The organism is Lactiplantibacillus paraplantarum, assembly GCF_003641145.1.
In the GTDB taxonomy this organism is placed as follows: domain Bacteria; phylum Bacillota; class Bacilli; order Lactobacillales; family Lactobacillaceae; genus Lactiplantibacillus; species Lactiplantibacillus paraplantarum.
Genome location: NZ_CP032744.1, coordinates 2955479 through 2971740, shown reverse-complemented (window position 1 = coordinate 2971740; position 16262 = coordinate 2955479). Strand labels below are relative to the sequence as shown.

19 protein-coding genes are annotated in these 16262 nt (G+C 42.0%); 16 read left to right on the top strand and 3 right to left on the bottom strand.

Annotation, left to right across the window (positions count from 1 at the left end):
- Nucleotides 1-12: 12 nt before the first annotated feature.
- The 6 genes from LP667_RS14570 to LP667_RS14545 all read left to right on the top strand — a co-directional run bounded on the left by LP667_RS14570 (nt 13) and on the right by LP667_RS14545 (nt 6863).
- Nucleotides 13-441, top strand: coding sequence for a CopY/TcrY family copper transport repressor (locus tag LP667_RS14570; protein WP_021732182.1), 429 nt, complete (start codon nt 13-15; stop codon nt 439-441).
- 319 nt (nt 442-760) lie between these two features.
- Nucleotides 761-2800, top strand: coding sequence for a heavy metal translocating P-type ATPase (locus tag LP667_RS14565; protein WP_021732180.1), 2040 nt, complete (start codon nt 761-763; stop codon nt 2798-2800).
- A 96-nt stretch (nt 2801-2896) separates the two neighbouring features.
- Complete coding sequence (locus LP667_RS14560) at nt 2897-3883, top strand: choloylglycine hydrolase family protein (protein WP_021732179.1); 987 nt, start codon at nt 2897-2899, stop codon at nt 3881-3883.
- 285 nt (nt 3884-4168) lie between these two features.
- Complete coding sequence (locus LP667_RS14555; RefSeq protein ID WP_021732178.1) at nt 4169-4846, top strand: VIT1/CCC1 transporter family protein; 678 nt, start codon at nt 4169-4171, stop codon at nt 4844-4846.
- A 25-nt stretch (nt 4847-4871) separates the two neighbouring features.
- The gene (locus LP667_RS14550; protein ID WP_021732177.1) at nt 4872-5570 is read left to right on the top strand and encodes a VIT1/CCC1 transporter family protein; all 699 of its coding nucleotides are present in this window, start codon (nt 4872-4874) and stop codon (nt 5568-5570) included.
- 384 nt (nt 5571-5954) lie between these two features.
- Nucleotides 5955-6863: a DMT family transporter gene (locus LP667_RS14545; protein WP_033609569.1), complete on the top strand. Its 909-nt coding sequence runs from the start codon at nt 5955-5957 to the stop codon at nt 6861-6863.
- Between the two features lie 348 nt (nt 6864-7211).
- Here LP667_RS14545 and LP667_RS14540 read toward each other — a convergent pair whose 3' ends face one another.
- Nucleotides 7212-7670, bottom strand: a complete 459-nt coding sequence (locus LP667_RS14540) for a GNAT family N-acetyltransferase (protein ID WP_021732175.1) — start codon at nt 7668-7670, stop codon at nt 7212-7214.
- Nucleotides 7671-8082: 412 nt separating this feature from the next.
- A complete protein-coding gene (locus LP667_RS14535) occupies nt 8083-8721 on the bottom strand; it encodes an SDR family oxidoreductase (protein ID WP_021732174.1) in 639 nt (212 codons plus the stop codon).
- Nucleotides 8722-8886: 165 nt separating this feature from the next.
- On the opposite strand from LP667_RS14535, the gene LP667_RS16815 reads away from it, so the two are divergent.
- The 9 genes from LP667_RS16815 (at nt 8887) to LP667_RS14495 (ending at nt 14469) form a co-directional block, all read left to right on the top strand.
- Nucleotides 8887-9030, top strand: a complete 144-nt coding sequence (locus LP667_RS16815; protein ID WP_003639947.1) for a hypothetical protein — start codon at nt 8887-8889, stop codon at nt 9028-9030.
- A 567-nt stretch (nt 9031-9597) separates the two neighbouring features.
- Nucleotides 9598-9954, top strand: a complete 357-nt coding sequence (locus LP667_RS14530; protein WP_033609560.1) for a hypothetical protein — start codon at nt 9598-9600, stop codon at nt 9952-9954.
- 95 nt (nt 9955-10049) lie between these two features.
- Complete coding sequence (locus LP667_RS14525) at nt 10050-10493, top strand: Hsp20/alpha crystallin family protein (RefSeq protein ID WP_021732172.1); 444 nt, start codon at nt 10050-10052, stop codon at nt 10491-10493.
- Between the two features lie 234 nt (nt 10494-10727).
- Nucleotides 10728-11234 (top strand): putative immunity protein, encoded by a 507-nt coding sequence (locus tag LP667_RS14520; RefSeq protein ID WP_021732171.1) that lies wholly within the window; start codon nt 10728-10730, stop codon nt 11232-11234.
- Nucleotides 11235-11269: 35 nt separating this feature from the next.
- Nucleotides 11270-11635: a hypothetical protein gene (locus tag LP667_RS14515; protein WP_021732170.1), complete on the top strand. Its 366-nt coding sequence runs from the start codon at nt 11270-11272 to the stop codon at nt 11633-11635.
- A 68-nt stretch (nt 11636-11703) separates the two neighbouring features.
- The gene (mutY, locus tag LP667_RS14510) at nt 11704-12804 is read left to right on the top strand and encodes an A/G-specific adenine glycosylase (protein ID WP_021732169.1); all 1101 of its coding nucleotides are present in this window, start codon (nt 11704-11706) and stop codon (nt 12802-12804) included.
- 90 nt (nt 12805-12894) lie between these two features.
- On the top strand, nt 12895-13218 hold the full coding sequence (locus tag LP667_RS14505; protein ID WP_021732168.1) for a hypothetical protein: 324 nt from the start codon (nt 12895-12897) through the stop codon (nt 13216-13218).
- Between the two features lie 264 nt (nt 13219-13482).
- A complete protein-coding gene (locus tag LP667_RS14500) occupies nt 13483-13857 on the top strand; it encodes a DUF488 domain-containing protein (protein WP_021732167.1) in 375 nt (124 codons plus the stop codon).
- A 207-nt stretch (nt 13858-14064) separates the two neighbouring features.
- Nucleotides 14065-14469, top strand: a complete 405-nt coding sequence (locus tag LP667_RS14495) for a Spx/MgsR family RNA polymerase-binding regulatory protein (protein ID WP_033609559.1) — start codon at nt 14065-14067, stop codon at nt 14467-14469.
- A 154-nt stretch (nt 14470-14623) separates the two neighbouring features.
- Here the strand turns inward: LP667_RS14495 and LP667_RS14490 are convergent, their stop codons facing one another.
- Nucleotides 14624-15124: a phosphatidylglycerophosphatase A family protein gene (locus LP667_RS14490; RefSeq protein WP_056988452.1), complete on the bottom strand. Its 501-nt coding sequence runs from the start codon at nt 15122-15124 to the stop codon at nt 14624-14626.
- A 184-nt stretch (nt 15125-15308) separates the two neighbouring features.
- On the opposite strand from LP667_RS14490, the gene LP667_RS14485 reads away from it, so the two are divergent.
- Complete coding sequence (locus LP667_RS14485) at nt 15309-16223, top strand: alpha/beta hydrolase (RefSeq protein WP_021732164.1); 915 nt, start codon at nt 15309-15311, stop codon at nt 16221-16223.
- Nucleotides 16224-16262: the final 39 nt, after the last annotated feature.

Sequence of the window (16262 nt, the reverse complement as noted above, 5' to 3'; positions counted from 1 at the left end):
GTGGTTAAGCCATTGGAAGCACAGACAGAAATCGAAATCAGTGATGCTGAATGGGAAGTCATGCGAGTTGCTTGGACATTGGGCAATGTGACAAGTAGTCAAGTTGCCGAAATTATGGCAGATAAGATGGGTTGGAAGACGGCGACCGTTAAGACGCTACTGGGAAGACTTGTCAAAAAGGGTGCGTTGCGTGCTGAAAAGAATGGTCGGGCATTTAACTATTACCCAATGGTCGAAGAACAGCCATCCATGGATGAAGCTGTTGGAACATTATTTGGTCACTTGTGTCAGATGCGCGTTGGTCAAACGTTGGTTGATTTAGTTAACCAAACAGAATTAAGCCGAACTGATATTGCAACCTTACAGGCAGTATTGACCGAAAAAGCGAAGCATGCACCAGCAATGGTGGACTGTGATTGTGTTCCTGGAACGCGGTGCTAATTAAAGTATTAAAAATTATTGAATTACTATTAGATGTTATGCTTGGACTTAAATCTGAGTATGGCATCTTTTTGGTTACAATGATTTTAAAGTGATCTGGTTAACTGAGAGTGAGAACATGCTTGAGGATACTTGTGCGTGAATGTCAGTACTAGCGGGTTTAATTAGTATTGATGGTATGAGTACTGTTAAGTTAAATAAGCGTAGTTAATGTTCGTCTGATTTTAAAAAGTGTTTTTCTTGACTTTTATCGTCTACAATTGTAAACTTTAGTCACAAATTACAGATGTAGACAATCTGGCTAGGGGAGGTCGTTACTATGAAAGACATGGATATGCAACACATGAATCACCATGATAACAATGATATGGGTGATATGGATATGGGTAACGGTGAGATGATGCACATGGGGAATCTTAAGCTGAAATTTTGGGTGGCGTTAGTTCTGACAATTCCAATCGTTATTATGAGCCCCATGATGGGGGTTAATTTACCATTTCAAATCGTTTTTCGGCCGTGGTCTGATTATATCGTTGCGATTTTAGGCACGATTTTGTTCCTCTACGGTGGACAACCATTTTTCAGTGGCGCCAAAGCGGAAGTGAAGAACCATAAACCAGCAATGATGACGCTGATTACGATGGGAATTAGCGTTGCGTATGTTTATAGTATTTATGCCGTGATAGCTAATGACTTGTTAAATGCCAAACCAATGGTGACCGATTTCTTCTGGGAACTAGCGACTTTAATTGTCATTATGTTGTTGGGTCATTGGATTGAAATGAATACGGTGATGAATGCAGGGTCAGCGGTGGACAAGCTGGCAAAATTGCTACCAAGTACAGCGCATAAGTTAGTTGATGGGCAAATCCAGGACGTAGCGATTGCTGATTTGGCCAATGGTGATCAGGTTCAAGTCCGCGCTGGTGAACAAATTCCTGCTGATGGTACAGTTTTAAGTGGGACAACTAGTGTTAATGAAGCGATGGTCACTGGTGAAGCTAAGTTAGTTGAAAAACGAGTTAAGGATCAAGTCGTGGGTGGGTCAGTTAATGGTGATGGCACTTTTGAGATGCAAGTCACAGGAACTGGTGAATCAGGCTATTTGGCGCAAGTTATGAAGTTGGTCAGTGACGCTCAGGCGGCCAAATCTTCGCAGGAGAACATGGCAGACAAAGTGGCAGGACTACTATTCTATGCTGCGTTGACCGTGGCAATTGTTGCCTTTATCGTCTGGTTACTTGTTGGTAATTTGGCGTTAGCGCTATCGATTGCAGTGACGGTTCTCGTAATTGCTTGTCCACATGCTTTAGGATTAGCCATTCCATTAGTAGTTGCGCGCAGCACTGCGATTGCGGCTAGTCATGGATTATTGATTCGTAATCGTGACGCAATGGAACAGGTTAAAAAATTGAACTACGCTTTGATGGACAAGACTGGGACATTGACGGCCGGTAACTTCAAGGTTGCAGATTTTCAAAGTGATGTTGACCAATTTACTGCGGAAGACGTCTTGGCAATGATGGCTGGCTTGGAAAATGGTTCCAGTCACCCCTTAGCCGTTGGTATTATTGCTGCAGCTAAGGAACACCAGCTGACGCCAAAGAGTAGTAAAGATGTTCATCAAATTACTGGTGTTGGACTAAGTGGCACGATTGATGGTCAGACGTATGAAATCATTTCAGCTGCTTATCTTGACAAACAAAACTTAGCTTATGACCAACAAACGTTTGATAAGTTGGCGAGTGCGGGTAATTCGGTCAGCTTCTTGATTCAGGATCAGACGGTTCTGGGATTTGTTGCTCAAGGTGATCAAATTAAACCGGAAGCCAAGAACTTAATCGATAGTCTAAGGGCCCAACATATTACACCGGTGATGTTAACTGGCGATAACCCGCAAAGTGCGCAAGTAGTTGCCAAGCAACTTGGAATTACTGAGGTTCACGCGGGCCTATTGCCTGAAGATAAAGCGAAGTTAGTTCAGCAATATCAAGCTGACGGTAGTCATGTCATGATGATTGGTGATGGTGTTAACGACGCGCCTAGTCTTGCACGCGCTGATATCGGGGTTGCAATTGGTTCTGGGACTGACGTTGCTATTGATTCAGCTGATATCGTTCTCGTTAAGAGTAATCCTAACGATGTGGTGGATTTCTTAGCCTTAGCACGGCAAACAACGCGGAAGATGGCGCAAAACTTATGGTGGGGTGCTGGTTATAATGTGATTACGATTCCATTGGCAGCCGGTATTCTAGCGCCGATCGGTTTTATTCTAAACCCAATGTTTGGTGCAGTAGTCATGTCATTAAGTACGATTATTGTGGCGATTAATGCCATGACATTACGGTTAAAAGATTGAAATAAACTGATTAGCGTAAAATAATTCGTGCAAATGTGTGTTTCTGATAGATTTAGATGCTAGAATAATAGTATTTAAATCAAGGATGTGAAACCCATGTGTACTAGTTTAACAATTCAAACCACGGCGGGTGATCAGTTTTTAGCACGCACCATGGACTTTGCTTTTGAACTCGGTGGTCGGCCAGTGGTTATGCCACGGAATCATCATTTTGATAGTGTTACCAATGCGAATGGTTTTGATAGCCCCTATAGTTTCGTCGGGACGGGCCGTGATTTAAACGGTTATATCTTCGTCGATGGGGTCAATGAACATGGGGTTAGTGCTGCAGCGCTGTACTTCTCAGGGCAGGCCCACTTTGCTCAGCAGACCAAGACTGACAAGGTTAATTTGGCTCCCCATGAAGTATTGATGTGGATTTTAGGCAATGTTAAGAGTACTGCTGAATTGGGTGAACGGTTAGCTGACTTGAATGTGATGGAAGCTGCCGCACCGCTATTGAACATTGTGGTGCCATTACATTGGATTATTAGTGATAAGAGTGGTTCGACCTATGTTTTAGAGTTAGAAGATGACGGTGTTCACTATATGAAAAATCCGGTGGGGGTTATGACAAACACCCCAGATTTTGAATGGCATCTCAAAAATTTGAGCAACTATGTTAACTTACAGCCTGATCCGCATCCCAGTCGGCAGTACGGTGATCTGACCGTCAACGCTTTTGGTCCCGGAACTGGGGCACTGGGAATGCCGGGTGATTATACGTCAGTTGCGCGTTTCGTTCGAACGGTCTTTATGCGTCAGCATACTGATAAAGTGGCAACTGATGCGGAAGCTGTAAATGCGTTATCACACATGCTGAATTCAGTTGAAATCCCTAAGGGCGTTAAGATGCAGGCTAACGGGACGCCAGATTATACCCAGTATCGCGCCTACATGAGTATGAATGAACCAGCATTTTACATGCAACCATACGCGGACCAGACGATTACGCGGGTTGCGTTGACGCCAGCACTAATGACGGCCGCACAACCAACTGAATTTGAATTAAACGCGACACAACAATTTAATTTGGCAAACTAAGTAAGTTGGAATGGTAGTTTACTTTGAAGTGAGAGCAGTACCGTTAGCAATCAAGCTAACGGTACTGCTTTTTTGCTGGCTCATGAAATTGATAGTGATTTTAACCGCATGGTAAGGATAATCAAGATAAGCCTTAAGAATAAAATAGTGGTAAACTATATTATAGTTTAGGTGCGCATAACTTATACTTAATAATGATTACAAATAAGACTTGCAATTGTTTCTTAAAAGATATAACATTTACTAGGTAATAATGATTATAAAGTATTCATGGAGGCGGCAATCATGAAAAAGAAAATGTCCTTGGCACAGCGAGTCAATATTTTACGAGCAAGTGTCATGGGTGCAAATGATGGTATTTTATCCGTTGCTGGTATTGTTGTAGGTGTTGCGGGGGCGACAACTAATAGTTTTTCCATTCTCATTTCTGGACTAGCCGGGATGTTAGCCGGAACGATTTCAATGGCCATGGGCGAATATGTCTCCGTGAATACGCAAAAAGATTCGCAGAAAATGGCGATTACTAAGCAGAAGGCCGCGTTAATTGATAATTATGAAGCTCAGGCGACACTAGTCGTACAGAAGTATGTTGATCAAGGAATCAGCGAACCGTTAGCGCGTCAAGCAACGCAGGAAATGATGGCAGAAGATGCATTGACAACCACAGTTCGTGAGCGCTATGGCTTTAATCCCAATCAGTTTATCAGTCCTTATGCTGCGGGAATTGCCTCTATGATTGCTTTTCCTACGGGCTCGATTCTACCGTTAGTTTCAATTACCTTTTTCCCGCCACGGGTAAAGGTTTTAGCGACAGTGATTGCTGTTGGAATCGCATTAATGATTACAGGTTACGTGGCGGCCATGCTTGGCAATGCTAATCGTCGGCGTGGAATGGCTCGTAATGTGATTGCTGGACTATTAACGATGGTCGTAACGTACTTTATTGGTCACTTGTTTGCTTAATTAATGGGTCAAGGGGAGCGAGTTTATGCAACTGACAAAAACAAAATCTGAGAAGACTAAACAAACGATGGATGAGAAGTTAAATTCATTACGTGCGGGTGTCTTGGGCTCAAATGATGGTATTTTAACAGTTGTTGGGGTGCTGTTTAGTGTAGCGGCGGCAACGACTAATCAGTTTACAATCTTTATTGCTGGGTTGTCTGATTTATTAGCATGTGCTTTTTCAATGGCATCGGGAGAATATGCATCGGTCAGTACACAAAAGGACACTGAAAAGGCCGTTGTGGAAAAAGAACGGCAACTACTAAAAACTGATTTTGAGGGTGAATTACACGCTGTTCAACGCCATTATATGACGCTTGGTGTAAAGGAAGACACGGCGATGGCCATTGCTCAAGATTTATTATCCAAAAAGCCGTTGGCCACGTTGGTCAGCATTAAATATGATATGCAATTGGGCCACTATATGAATCCGTGGGATGCGGCGTTTGCATCATTATTTTCGGCGTCAGCGGGGGGCGTCTTTCCATTAGTTGCGATGACATTTGCACCAGCACATTGGCAATGGCCAGCGACGATTATCGCAGTATCGGTTGCCGTCGCCTTAACAGGATACTTATCCGCCGTACTAGGTAAAGGTAACGTTAAAACGGCGGTAATTCGTAATGTCTTAGTTGGAATTGTAACGATGTTCATTCACTATTACGTGGGGACACTCTTTTAAATTTCCAATGACAAGCGGCTGTTATGAATATAAAAAGTGTTAGAATGCAGGTTAAAGATATTAGCAAAAATCGATTTTATTTACATCGTTTGGCTCTTAGAAGTGCGTTTTAGGTAGCCACGAATTTAATCTTAATTAAAGCTGGCGCGGTTAACAACAACATGGTTAACCGCGCCAGCTTTAGTTAGTATTGATTTCCGAGCGTTGACACTACGTTGAAGCGAAAAGATTCGGATTCTGTGATTATCAGTTAGCATAAACGTTAATTATGATAAAGATTACTGAAACTTCCTAAAAAACAAAGCTTGATTTTCAGTGAGTTTTAATTAAGTCCCGGTATAATATTGCCATTAATTAAATTGAGGTAGAGCGAAATTGAAAAATATGACAACTAACCGTTATATGAAGGGCATTATGTGGGCGATGCTGGCTTCGACCCTGTGGGGGATCTCGGGTACAGTGATGCAGTTTGTATCACAAAATCAAGCCATTCCAGCCGATTGGTTCTTGTCAGTGAGAACCCTATCGGCAGGCGTTATTCTGTTAGCTATCGGATTTGTTCAACAAGGCACCAAGATTTTTAAGGTTTTTAAATCATGGGCTTCAATTGGGCAATTAGTCGCGTACGCAACGGTTGGCTTAATGGCAAATATGTATACTTTTTATATCAGTATTGAAAGGGGAACGGCTGCTGCCGCTACGATTCTGCAATACTTAAGCCCACTGTTCATCGTATTAGGAACGTTGTTGTTTAAACGGGAACTTCCCTTACGAACTGACTTGATTGCATTTGGAATTTCTTTGTTAGGGGTATTCTTAGCAATTACTAAGGGGAATATTCATGAATTAGCTATTCCAATGGATGCCTTAGTTTGGGGAATCCTTTCTGGGGTGACGGCGGCCTTATATGTGGTCTTGCCACGAAAAATTGTTGCGGAAAACTCACCGGTTGTGATTCTCGGGTGGGGAACACTGATTGCCGGCGTCTTGTTTAATCTCTATCATCCAATTTGGGTAGGGGCACCCAAGATTACACCAACGCTAGTGACTTCGATCGGGGCGATTGTTTTAATTGGGACCATCTTCGCTTTTCTATCCTTGTTGCATAGTTTACAGTATGCGCCGTCTGCAGTTGTTAGTATCGTTGATGCGGTTCAGCCGGTGGTGACATTTGTTCTGAGTATCATCTTCTTGGGTTTAACAGTGACCTGGGTCGAAATTCTCGGCTCAGTGTTGGTGATTGTCGCCATTTATATCTTGCAACAGTATCGAAGCGATCCAGCTAGTGATTAAAATTTAACGTTCAGTGGCAATGTCTATTAGATATCGTCACTGAACGTTTTTGTTAGAATAAAAGTATTAAGGGAGGGAAAATAATGGCAACGTTGTTAACATTAAAGCAGCAAAGCTTTGGACGGCAATCAGTCCAGCAATGTGAGTGCGCCATTATTAGACAGTGAACTGGCACAACTTACGGATCATTTACTGGTTCCACTTGGTAATACGGGACTATAGCGATTATTGTGAGATGAAAAATGAGTTTCAGAAACGAGAATTTCTGAAACTCATTTTTTTAGATGATATTTTGAGTTCATCGCTGTTATTTTGATTATTGAGTTGAGACAATACTTAGGAGTAGTGCTACGCTAACACCAATTTTCGGGCCGGGGCGTGCATTTTGATTACCTCGGCACCAAGATCGGTATAAGGTTGACCTTCAGCAATTAGTCCGAATTTTTCATAGAATTTTTGAACATGCGTCTGAGCATCAATTTCAATGGTAGCTGTACTGTAATGGACTTTAAGAATAGCCATGACGTGATTCATGAGTTGTTTGCCAAGTCCAGTGCCACGATAACGGCTATCAGTCGTAATACGACCGAAAGAAACGACGCCCGCATGTTCATAGATCCGCGCGTAGGCGACCAGTTGACCTTGATCATAAGCGAAAATATGCCGGGCATCTAAATCGGTATCATCAGGATCTTGGTAAGATCGAACTTGTTCTTTGACAAAGGTCTTAGCGCGTAGCTGATAGATATCATGAAGTTGAGTGGTGGTTAGACCAGTAAATTGTTTAACATACCATTTTAAGTTCAAGTGAAGGCCTCCTTGAAAACTGGCGTCCCAAGCGCCAGTTGTTTTCAAATTGAGTCTATAATTTAACATCTGAATTTTAGGACGTCAACTGCAAAGACCCGCGATTTGACGGGGATGAGAAGGCCTTATCAGAATGAAAGAATCATGAGATTGAATTGTCTGCCATACCACGAAATTAGTAGATTAATACCTAGCTATCGTTAGCTTACTATCTGGATATTATCATCTTTCTCATAATTAATATGGATAGGCGTAGCAAGCACAGGCTTCAGTGGCACAGAGCACGTTTTGGTAAGCCCCTCGAATGGCCGATGAACGAGTATTTTACTTGTTATAATTGGCCAAAAACACCACTGGCGACAAGGGCTCGGCAGTGGTGTTAGTTATTTAAGCTTAGGGTTATTGTAATGAATTAATACCAAGCTGGTTTGTCGCCATCGGTATTAGGTTTATTAACACCCAAAGATGTACGAATACCGCTTGTCGAATCTTGAGCTAACTTGACAACGAGTGCCGCAATACTTTTTCGTGAAACTTCAGTACCTTTGAAAGGTTCGTTACGCTGGGTTGTCTCGTAGTCGATTTCGTCTTTATCAGTTAACCATGCGGGCCGAATAATGGTGTAATCAAGATCGGAGTTTTCCAAAACTTCAGCTGCGTCATAGTACCGGGTCAAGTAGCTCCCTAATGTTGCATTGTTCCACTGGCCGAATTTACCAGGGACTTCATTGTAAATACCTAACGTTGAAATCCAAATGAGCCGCTTGAGACCACTTGCATGCATAGCCTTTAAGACGGTTTGGGCCTGCTGTTTGATATTTTGACCAGCAAGATTGGCATAAACGACGTCTTGGTCAGCCATTGCCAATGTTAATTTAGCTTCATCAGTTGTATCACCATCGATAATCGTTACCCGATCGGATTGTAGGTCCGCGACTCGACTGCTGTTACGTAAGTAAAGTGTCAAATTATCGGATGTGTTGGCTAAAAATTGTTGTTCGGCTAGTCGGGCGATTTGGCCCGCTGCCCCTAAGATTAATACTTTTGTCATGTAATCCCCTCCTGAACACCCTAACTGTAAACTTAATAATTACAGAATGCAAGTAAGCAGTTTCAAAAAAAATCGATTAAATTTGTGCTACTTTTTGAATTTAGACCTATAATGAACTTGTAGCGAAGTTTTACTTCGTTGGCCAAGATAAAAGAGGCGATAATCATGGCACAAAAGCTTAGCAAGGAACAAAAAAAGGCTATGATTCAAAAAGCCGAAGAAGAACGTGCAAAGCATCCAAAGAAGAAGAGCGGCGTTTCCGGTTTCGAAACGATCGACGAAGATGCTAAAAAGTTATCTAATAGCTAATAATTTAGCGTGATTCTTCAGTTAGGGCGAGACATTGGTTTCGTCCTTTTTGTTTTGCCTAAAAAGTTAGTTGTGACGCCTCGCCACTGAAAGGCTCGTAATTAATAAACGAATTAGTTAAACTAGTCGTTATTTTACATACAGCAATGGTTTTGAGATTTGATTATAGGATTGATAGTAACTGCAACGATTTATTTAGTTTTCAGTTACGACATTGATAGTGAGTGTTTCAAACAGACACTTTATACTGACGTAAGGGGATTTCCCAGACTAGGAGAAGACTTGTATTTGCAATTGCGCAGCGAGTTTCTACGTGAGTTCGAATCATGTCGGCTCTGTTCAAACCATTGGTACCCAGTCCCGAAAGTCGGTATAAAACGTACACACGCTGACGAACATCAAATTAACCAACCGGCCTGCTTTAATCATGATTTATCCCAAACAGTAACTAACACAACGCGGATAGTTAATATTAAATAATAATTGGCACAGTGCTTTAGGCAGGTAACAAGGGCTGTCCATTTAAATAGCTGTCTGATAAGTCTTGCAGTATAATAGCGGTAATTAATGATGGGGGTGACGCAAATGGATCAATTCACAGCGTTCATGGCACAGCTTGATACAGTATTGGCGCAGGAACAGCTACCGTCCACAGACTTAGTTTATGTGCCAGTAACCTTTAGCTTTCATGAGCAACACTTACATGTTGCCATTAATATGTTACAGACTTCGCTCAATCAGGGGGATAATGCATTTGGGGTGCCGGATATTTTAGATCGGATTCGGATGTTAGTCGGACTGGAATTGGCCGATCGTCCCCAGTCACGTTGGCCCACTAAGGCGACAACTCAAGCATTAACAATTACGCCACGCAAGATGGTCAGAGTGATTCCAGTTGACATGCAGGCTTACCGGGTGAATTGATTTAGCACTCACTTGTAACGAGTGCTAAATCGTTGCAATCTTGCTAAAAGTGCTTATTATTAATGATGTAAACAAATTGAAAGGGTGATTGCATAATGGCTAACGATATGATGAATTGGCACAATGATTTATTTGATCGGTTGAATGATTGGACTAAGATGGATGATTTAGTAAATGGTTTAGGACGAACCATTCTAAACGCTGGTAGTCATGGGTCGGTACTAAAGACTGATATTAAAGAAAATGACGACCAGTATACTATGAAAGTTGACGTTCCCGGAATCGATAAGCAAGACATTGCCTTGAAGTATCGTGATGGGACATTATCGATTGCTGTGAAACGTGATAGTATCAGCGATGAGAGCGATAAGGATGGCAATATTATTGCTAGTGAACGGCAAACCGGACGTTTTGGCCGGCAGTACGCCTTACCAGATATCGATGTTGATAAGATCGAAGCGCGTTATGAAAATGGCGTGTTGCAGTTAACGTTACCCAAGAAGGCTGCAGCTGATACTCATCATATTGAAATTCAATAATGGTCTTCAAGACGACTTGCCAGTGATTAAATGGTGGGCCGTTTTTGGTTGTTATTATCAACCATGAAACGGTTACAAAAGAATGTAAATTTTTTATGAAATCTGGAAGCAGATACTCACATGTTGGCTCGATTTCTGGTACAATTTAAACCTATCGATATGTCGATAGGCCTAAATATTGATCATAATTAGGTTAGTATGGTTGTCGGATTTGTAAGAAAGTAGGAATGCGTGATGACGGAAGGTTTTAGACCGAGTCACCCTAAGATTGAGATTGACGATGACCCTGGAATACGGGGCCAAATCGAAGCTTTGACTGGTGAACTCTCACAACAACAATTGGCTAAATGGGCGTTAATAATCGCTAAGAAAGCCTTGCAGTATGTTGATAATCAACAGAAATATGATCGGCAGTTGCGACTCGCAATTGATGCTAATGAATTGTGGCAAGTTAATCTGGTTAGTGGTTACCAGGTGCGCCAAGCTTTGGCACGACTAACTAAGTTAAGTGCGACGACAACAAGTTCAATTGGTGCTGCTGCGTTGGATTGTGTCCGGTGGGCGGTAGCGTCGGCCGATGCGGATGAAAATGCGCTGCGGGCTTCGGATCAAGCGATTAAATTGATTAATTTAACGCAACCGAATAATGCTGCGGCAGTTACGGCTGAGCGGCAATGGCAGTACGATCAGTTAGCTGGATTAGCAGCTAATATTCAGCAGGGGTTACGCCGTATGCTATAATCTTCACAGAGATTAAAATAGGTGGGGATATTTTTATGGCGACGGTACATGCAAAAGCTAAGACGGAGTTGTTACGTCAGTATCAAGAAATTGTAACGAAGTATTTGACTAATATTTCGGAAACGGTGGATGTTAAGGCGCATTTTGAATTGAAGAATGAACCAGGATTTAATTATTTTGTTGATTATTTGTTTCTTGCCAATGTTTGTTATCAAGCGAGTCTTGATATTTTAAACAACGAGGATCAAAAGTACCCAGAAATTAATAATCAATTAGCTACGGTCATTTTAAAATATCCGGAGTATTTAACGTTGGCGGTTTTTAACGCCGATTTTCAGGATGAGAGTGTTACTGATCACTATGAAAAGACGCTGGTAGATCTGGCAAATACTTTAGACTAAAAATTAGTAAACAGGCGGCCACGAACTTCGAAGTAACGAAGAATCGTGGCCTTTTTTGGAGGATTAAGATGATTGAATGGGATGCGGCAACAATTAAAGACTTTCAGACCACGTTATTAGACTGGTTTGACCAGGAAGGCCGAGACTTGCCCTGGCGACATGATCATGAGCCTTACCATGTCTGGGTCTCTGAAATCATGTTACAGCAGACACAGGTACAGACGGTGATTCCATATTATCAACGGTTTATGAAGCTTTTTCCAACGGTTGCTGATTTGGCTGCTGCACCAGAATCACAATTATTAAAAGCTTGGGAAGGCTTGGGTTATTATTCACGGGTCCGTAATATGCAGCGGTGTGCGAAACAATTGTTAACAGATTATGATGGTCAGTGGCCGCAAACTGCTGCTGAGCTAACGGAATTAATCGGGATTGGACCGTATACGGCGGGGGCCATTGCCAGTATTGCGTTCAATGAACCCGTTCCGGCCGTGGATGGTAATGCTTACCGCGTCTTTAGTCGCTTACTTAAGATTGATGCTGATATTGCTAAACCCCAGACGCGGGCCTTGTTTGAACATGTAATTAGTCAGATTATTTCACATGAGCGTCCAGGAGATTTCAACCAGGCCATTATGGATTTAGGGTCAAGCTACATGACTGCTCGACAACCGGACACGGCTCATTCACCAGTAAAACGGTTTAATCAAGCTTATTTGGATGGTGATGAACTTGCCTATCCGGTCAAGACCAAGAAACCCCGGCCTAAGCCAGTCGCTTATGTGGCGGTGTTGGCCAAGATGCAAGATCGTTGGCTGATGACCAAACGACCTAGTAACGGGATGCTTGCTAATTTGTGGACAGTTCCACTGATCCCAATTGCCGATTTAGGACTGGACGATGATTACCAACCAACGGACTTAGTGACCGCGGTAGAGACTTATTTTAAGCGGGAATACCAGCTGCAATTAACGGCCCAATACCTTGCTGGTCGTCCAGTAATCCACACATTTACACATCAGAAGTGGACGATTCAAGGCTTGGGTGGCCAAGTTATGTTAAGTGACTTAGCATACTTTGCAGGTCAGACATTTTCACTATCCGAGCGGCAACGACTCCCGATGCCTAAGGTTCAAGAGAAGATTTTTGCCCATTATGAGACTGATTAATTCAGTCAATATTAAATACTTTTCATCCTTCAGATATGCTATGGTTGTGGTAGAATATAGCCAAATTAATATTGTGACGGAGGGTCGCGCATGCTAAATGTATTTGATATCGTTAAGTTAACAAAGATAGACCATAAAGAAGTTGACAGTAATCAAGTAGTTGTTACGGATGGTAATGGCAAACCAAATGCGATTTTAACGGAACTACTGAATGATGTAGTGGGTAATATGCGGATTTTTATTAACATGGAGGACGTGTATTCGGTCGATGATTTAATGCAAGCGTTGGCCGCACACACACCGTTGCCACAAGATGTTTTAGAAGAATACGAAAAAGTATTACGTGAGCCTATTTATAATATCAACTTCGTCCCTAAGCGTGGGCAGGTTGAGGTTGTAATTGGCGAAGGTTAACACGTCTGTATCGATAATATGGTGGCTAGTTGAGCTACGGAGACAAATTTCAGGGGCCGTCACGGACCTGAAATTTTTTGTTTTAATGTGATGGTGAAGACTATGTTTGATTTAGCCGCAATGTGGTTGCTGGAAATGGTTGGTCAGATTTAACGTTCTTAATACCTGCGTTATAATAAAGTTAGCTTATGGTCAAGTAGCATGATATGTTATTGTCGATGATCATGAATCGGCAACTATAACGAACAAGTGGAGGGTGTTTTAATGCAATTGAAATTGGAACGGATTTATACGAAGCCAGTCGATACGGATGGTTATCGATTACTAGTAGATCGGTTGTGGCCCCGTGGTATTTCAAAGGTCAATGCTCAGTTGGACGATTGGGTTAAAGAAATCGGGCCGTCCACGACGCTTCGCAAGTGGTTCAATCATGAGTCGGCCAAGTATCCAGAATTTGTGGCTCGCTATCAGGCGGAACTAGATGCAAATCCGCTGACAGCCAGCTTTATTAGCCAAGTTGCCGAACAACTTACCAAAACAAATGTGATTTTATTGTTTGGAGCTAAGGACGAACAGCATAACCAGGCAGTGGTACTGCGGGAATACCTGATTGCTAGCGGTAAATTACCAACGATTTAATATAAAATTTTAAATATTGGTATAGGCTAAATGTGAATAATCCTTGTAATAAACTGCGCTTATCAAATTATTTTAATTATTTTTTGAAAACGCTAGCAATTACCGTTGAATTTTGCTATGATTGTGTTGTTAATTAATGACGTCAACTATTACAGTGCACAATAATGGGGGCTGCATTGTTAGGCAAGCAAGATTGGGGATAATTTTATGATAAACTTATGTGTGTTACCAAGTACCGCAAGTTGTCGCAAGGCCCATCGTTGGCTACTTGAGCATCGGATTCCGTTTCATGAACGGAATATGAATGCCCAGCCGTTAACGGAAACTGAGATTAAGCATCTACTACAGTACACGTACAATGGCATTGATGATTTGATTAGTACTAAATCCAATGCTTATCACCAGCTGAGTAAGACGACACCGATTGAAGATATGCCGTTAAGTGAAGCTGTTCGAGTACTAAGCCAAACACCGCAATTATTGCGGCGCCCAATTATCTTTGACGATCACCGGCTGTTATGCGGTTTTAACCAAGATGAGATTCGGATGTTTATTCCACGTGATCAACGGATTCTAAAAATGCAAGCAATGTCACAACATCAAATGGCTTAAAGTTACCGGCTTATGAGTGGCTGCCGTAGCTTTTGGGTGAACCATAATAGAAAAGACGTCGCTACCTGTCATCAAAAACTGATGTGTACAGGTAAGCGACGTCTTTTGCTATCATTAATTTAATTATTCTTAGTAATAGTGAAAAAATAATTTATTAGGCATACTTATGGGCAATTTTAGCTGCGACGGCTGCTGCAATCGCACCAACTAAGTCATCGATAAATGTGTTAACAACCCCCGACTTATCAGTATCGAGCTTTTTAATAACCCCTTCCTTAACTTTATCAACATACCCGTAGTTAGTGACGCCAATTGTACCGTAGATATTAGCCATATTGAGCGCTAACCCTTCATCAACACCGAAAACGCCTGCATCGCTAGCAATAATTGATTGGAGCGGCTCGCTTAATTGCCCATCAGTTGCCAGTCGATCTAGTTCTAATGCAACCATTGCATTGTTCAGCAGTTCGCGCTTGTGCAAGACTTCTTGAGTTTCCCTTTCACACTCTTCAATGGTTAGGTTAGGAACATACTTTGTTTGTAAATTATAGGTGATGTGGGCAATTTCATGATAAGTAATTCCCTTTGCGGCTAAGGCCTGAATGACAAATTCATACGCGGCCTTGTCAGGATATTTAAACGTTGGTTTTTCCATAATGATCCTCCAAGAATGAACAATTTGATTAGGTTAGTTATTTAACCCAATAAATCTATTATAACGAGATTGGTGTGGAAAGAATATTATTTGGTTGCAATGGGAACTATTATGGCTGGTAAATTATGAAATGGATTGTTGGTTATTTCAATTCAAACGCGTAAAATAAAACGGGTAAACATTAATGAAGGGTACGATAACTTTGGTGAAACGTTGGCGAACGGTGGTTCAATTGTTATTGATTGCTTTTGTTATTGGTGTGACTGGGGTTTTAATCGGTGCCCGTAATAATGATACCAAGATTACGAAAGTGACGAGTCAGTTGCGACCAGATTCTGCACGAGTATTAAGAAATCAGTATCAGCAATCAAAGACAGCGACCGTTTTTTTACATGGGTACAACGGTGGTGCGTATTCGACGAACTATCTGATTCATAAGGCTGAAAAAGCCGGGGCAGCACAAAAGGCATTAGTCGTGCATGTCTATAAGAATGGCGTGATGGCTTTTAAAGGCTACTGGCGAAAATCAATTAAAAACCCGATGGTTCAAGTTGTTTTCCAAGACAACCACGCCTCACAAAAAGTCCAAATCTACTGGTTACATCAAGTTTTGGTGCAATTAAAGTCGAAGTATGGCGTAAAGGCTTACAATGCGGTTGGTCATTCTCTTGGTGCTAATGATATTGTTAATCAAGCATTGAAGTATGGGCATGATCAACGAGTGCCGACCCTGAATAAAATCGTGACAATTGGTGGGCCATTTGACGGGCTAACGGGCTTTTTGAATACACAGACTGAAGCTCAGGTTCGACGTTTGGCAGTCAAACCCAGTCGATTTACGAAGCACTTTGCGGAAATGCTAAAGTATCGACATAATTTCCCCAACGACGTTAAGCTGTTGAACGTCTACGGTGATACGAATACGGGCTATAATAACGATGGGTTTGTAGGGGTCGCTTCAGCACGCTCCATTCGCTATTTATTACGTGGAAAGTTAGCGCAGTATCAAGAAGCTTTCTATAGTGGCAATCAGGCTGCGCACTGTGCATTGAATCAAAATCCGACTGTGGCACGTAAGATGATTGCTTTTCTATGGTAAGGATCAGTAATGGTGGTTAGATGAGAACCGGTTCAGGTA

Coding starts and splice junctions, on each gene's coding strand:
- LP667_RS14565 (WP_021732180.1), top strand. CDS start 761: ATGAAAGACATGGATATGCAACACATGAATCACCATGATAACAATGAT.
- LP667_RS14560 (WP_021732179.1), top strand. CDS start 2,897: ATGTGTACTAGTTTAACAATTCAAACCACGGCGGGTGATCAGTTTTTA.
- LP667_RS14555 (WP_021732178.1), top strand. CDS start 4,169: ATGAAAAAGAAAATGTCCTTGGCACAGCGAGTCAATATTTTACGAGCA.
- LP667_RS14550 (WP_021732177.1), top strand. CDS start 4,872: ATGCAACTGACAAAAACAAAATCTGAGAAGACTAAACAAACGATGGAT.
- LP667_RS14545 (WP_033609569.1), top strand. CDS start 5,955: ATGACAACTAACCGTTATATGAAGGGCATTATGTGGGCGATGCTGGCT.
- LP667_RS14535 (WP_021732174.1), bottom strand. CDS start 8,721: ATGACAAAAGTATTAATCTTAGGGGCAGCGGGCCAAATCGCCCGACTA.
- LP667_RS16815 (WP_003639947.1), top strand. CDS start 8,887: ATGGCACAAAAGCTTAGCAAGGAACAAAAAAAGGCTATGATTCAAAAA.
- LP667_RS14530 (WP_033609560.1), top strand. CDS start 9,598: ATGATGGGGGTGACGCAAATGGATCAATTCACAGCGTTCATGGCACAG.
- LP667_RS14525 (WP_021732172.1), top strand. CDS start 10,050: ATGGCTAACGATATGATGAATTGGCACAATGATTTATTTGATCGGTTG.
- LP667_RS14520 (WP_021732171.1), top strand. CDS start 10,728: ATGACGGAAGGTTTTAGACCGAGTCACCCTAAGATTGAGATTGACGAT.
- LP667_RS14515 (WP_021732170.1), top strand. CDS start 11,270: ATGGCGACGGTACATGCAAAAGCTAAGACGGAGTTGTTACGTCAGTAT.
- mutY (WP_021732169.1), top strand. CDS start 11,704: ATGATTGAATGGGATGCGGCAACAATTAAAGACTTTCAGACCACGTTA.
- LP667_RS14505 (WP_021732168.1), top strand. CDS start 12,895: ATGCTAAATGTATTTGATATCGTTAAGTTAACAAAGATAGACCATAAA.
- LP667_RS14500 (WP_021732167.1), top strand. CDS start 13,483: ATGCAATTGAAATTGGAACGGATTTATACGAAGCCAGTCGATACGGAT.
- LP667_RS14495 (WP_033609559.1), top strand. CDS start 14,065: ATGATAAACTTATGTGTGTTACCAAGTACCGCAAGTTGTCGCAAGGCC.
- LP667_RS14490 (WP_056988452.1), bottom strand. CDS start 15,124: ATGGAAAAACCAACGTTTAAATATCCTGACAAGGCCGCGTATGAATTT.
- LP667_RS14485 (WP_021732164.1), top strand. CDS start 15,309: ATGAAGGGTACGATAACTTTGGTGAAACGTTGGCGAACGGTGGTTCAA.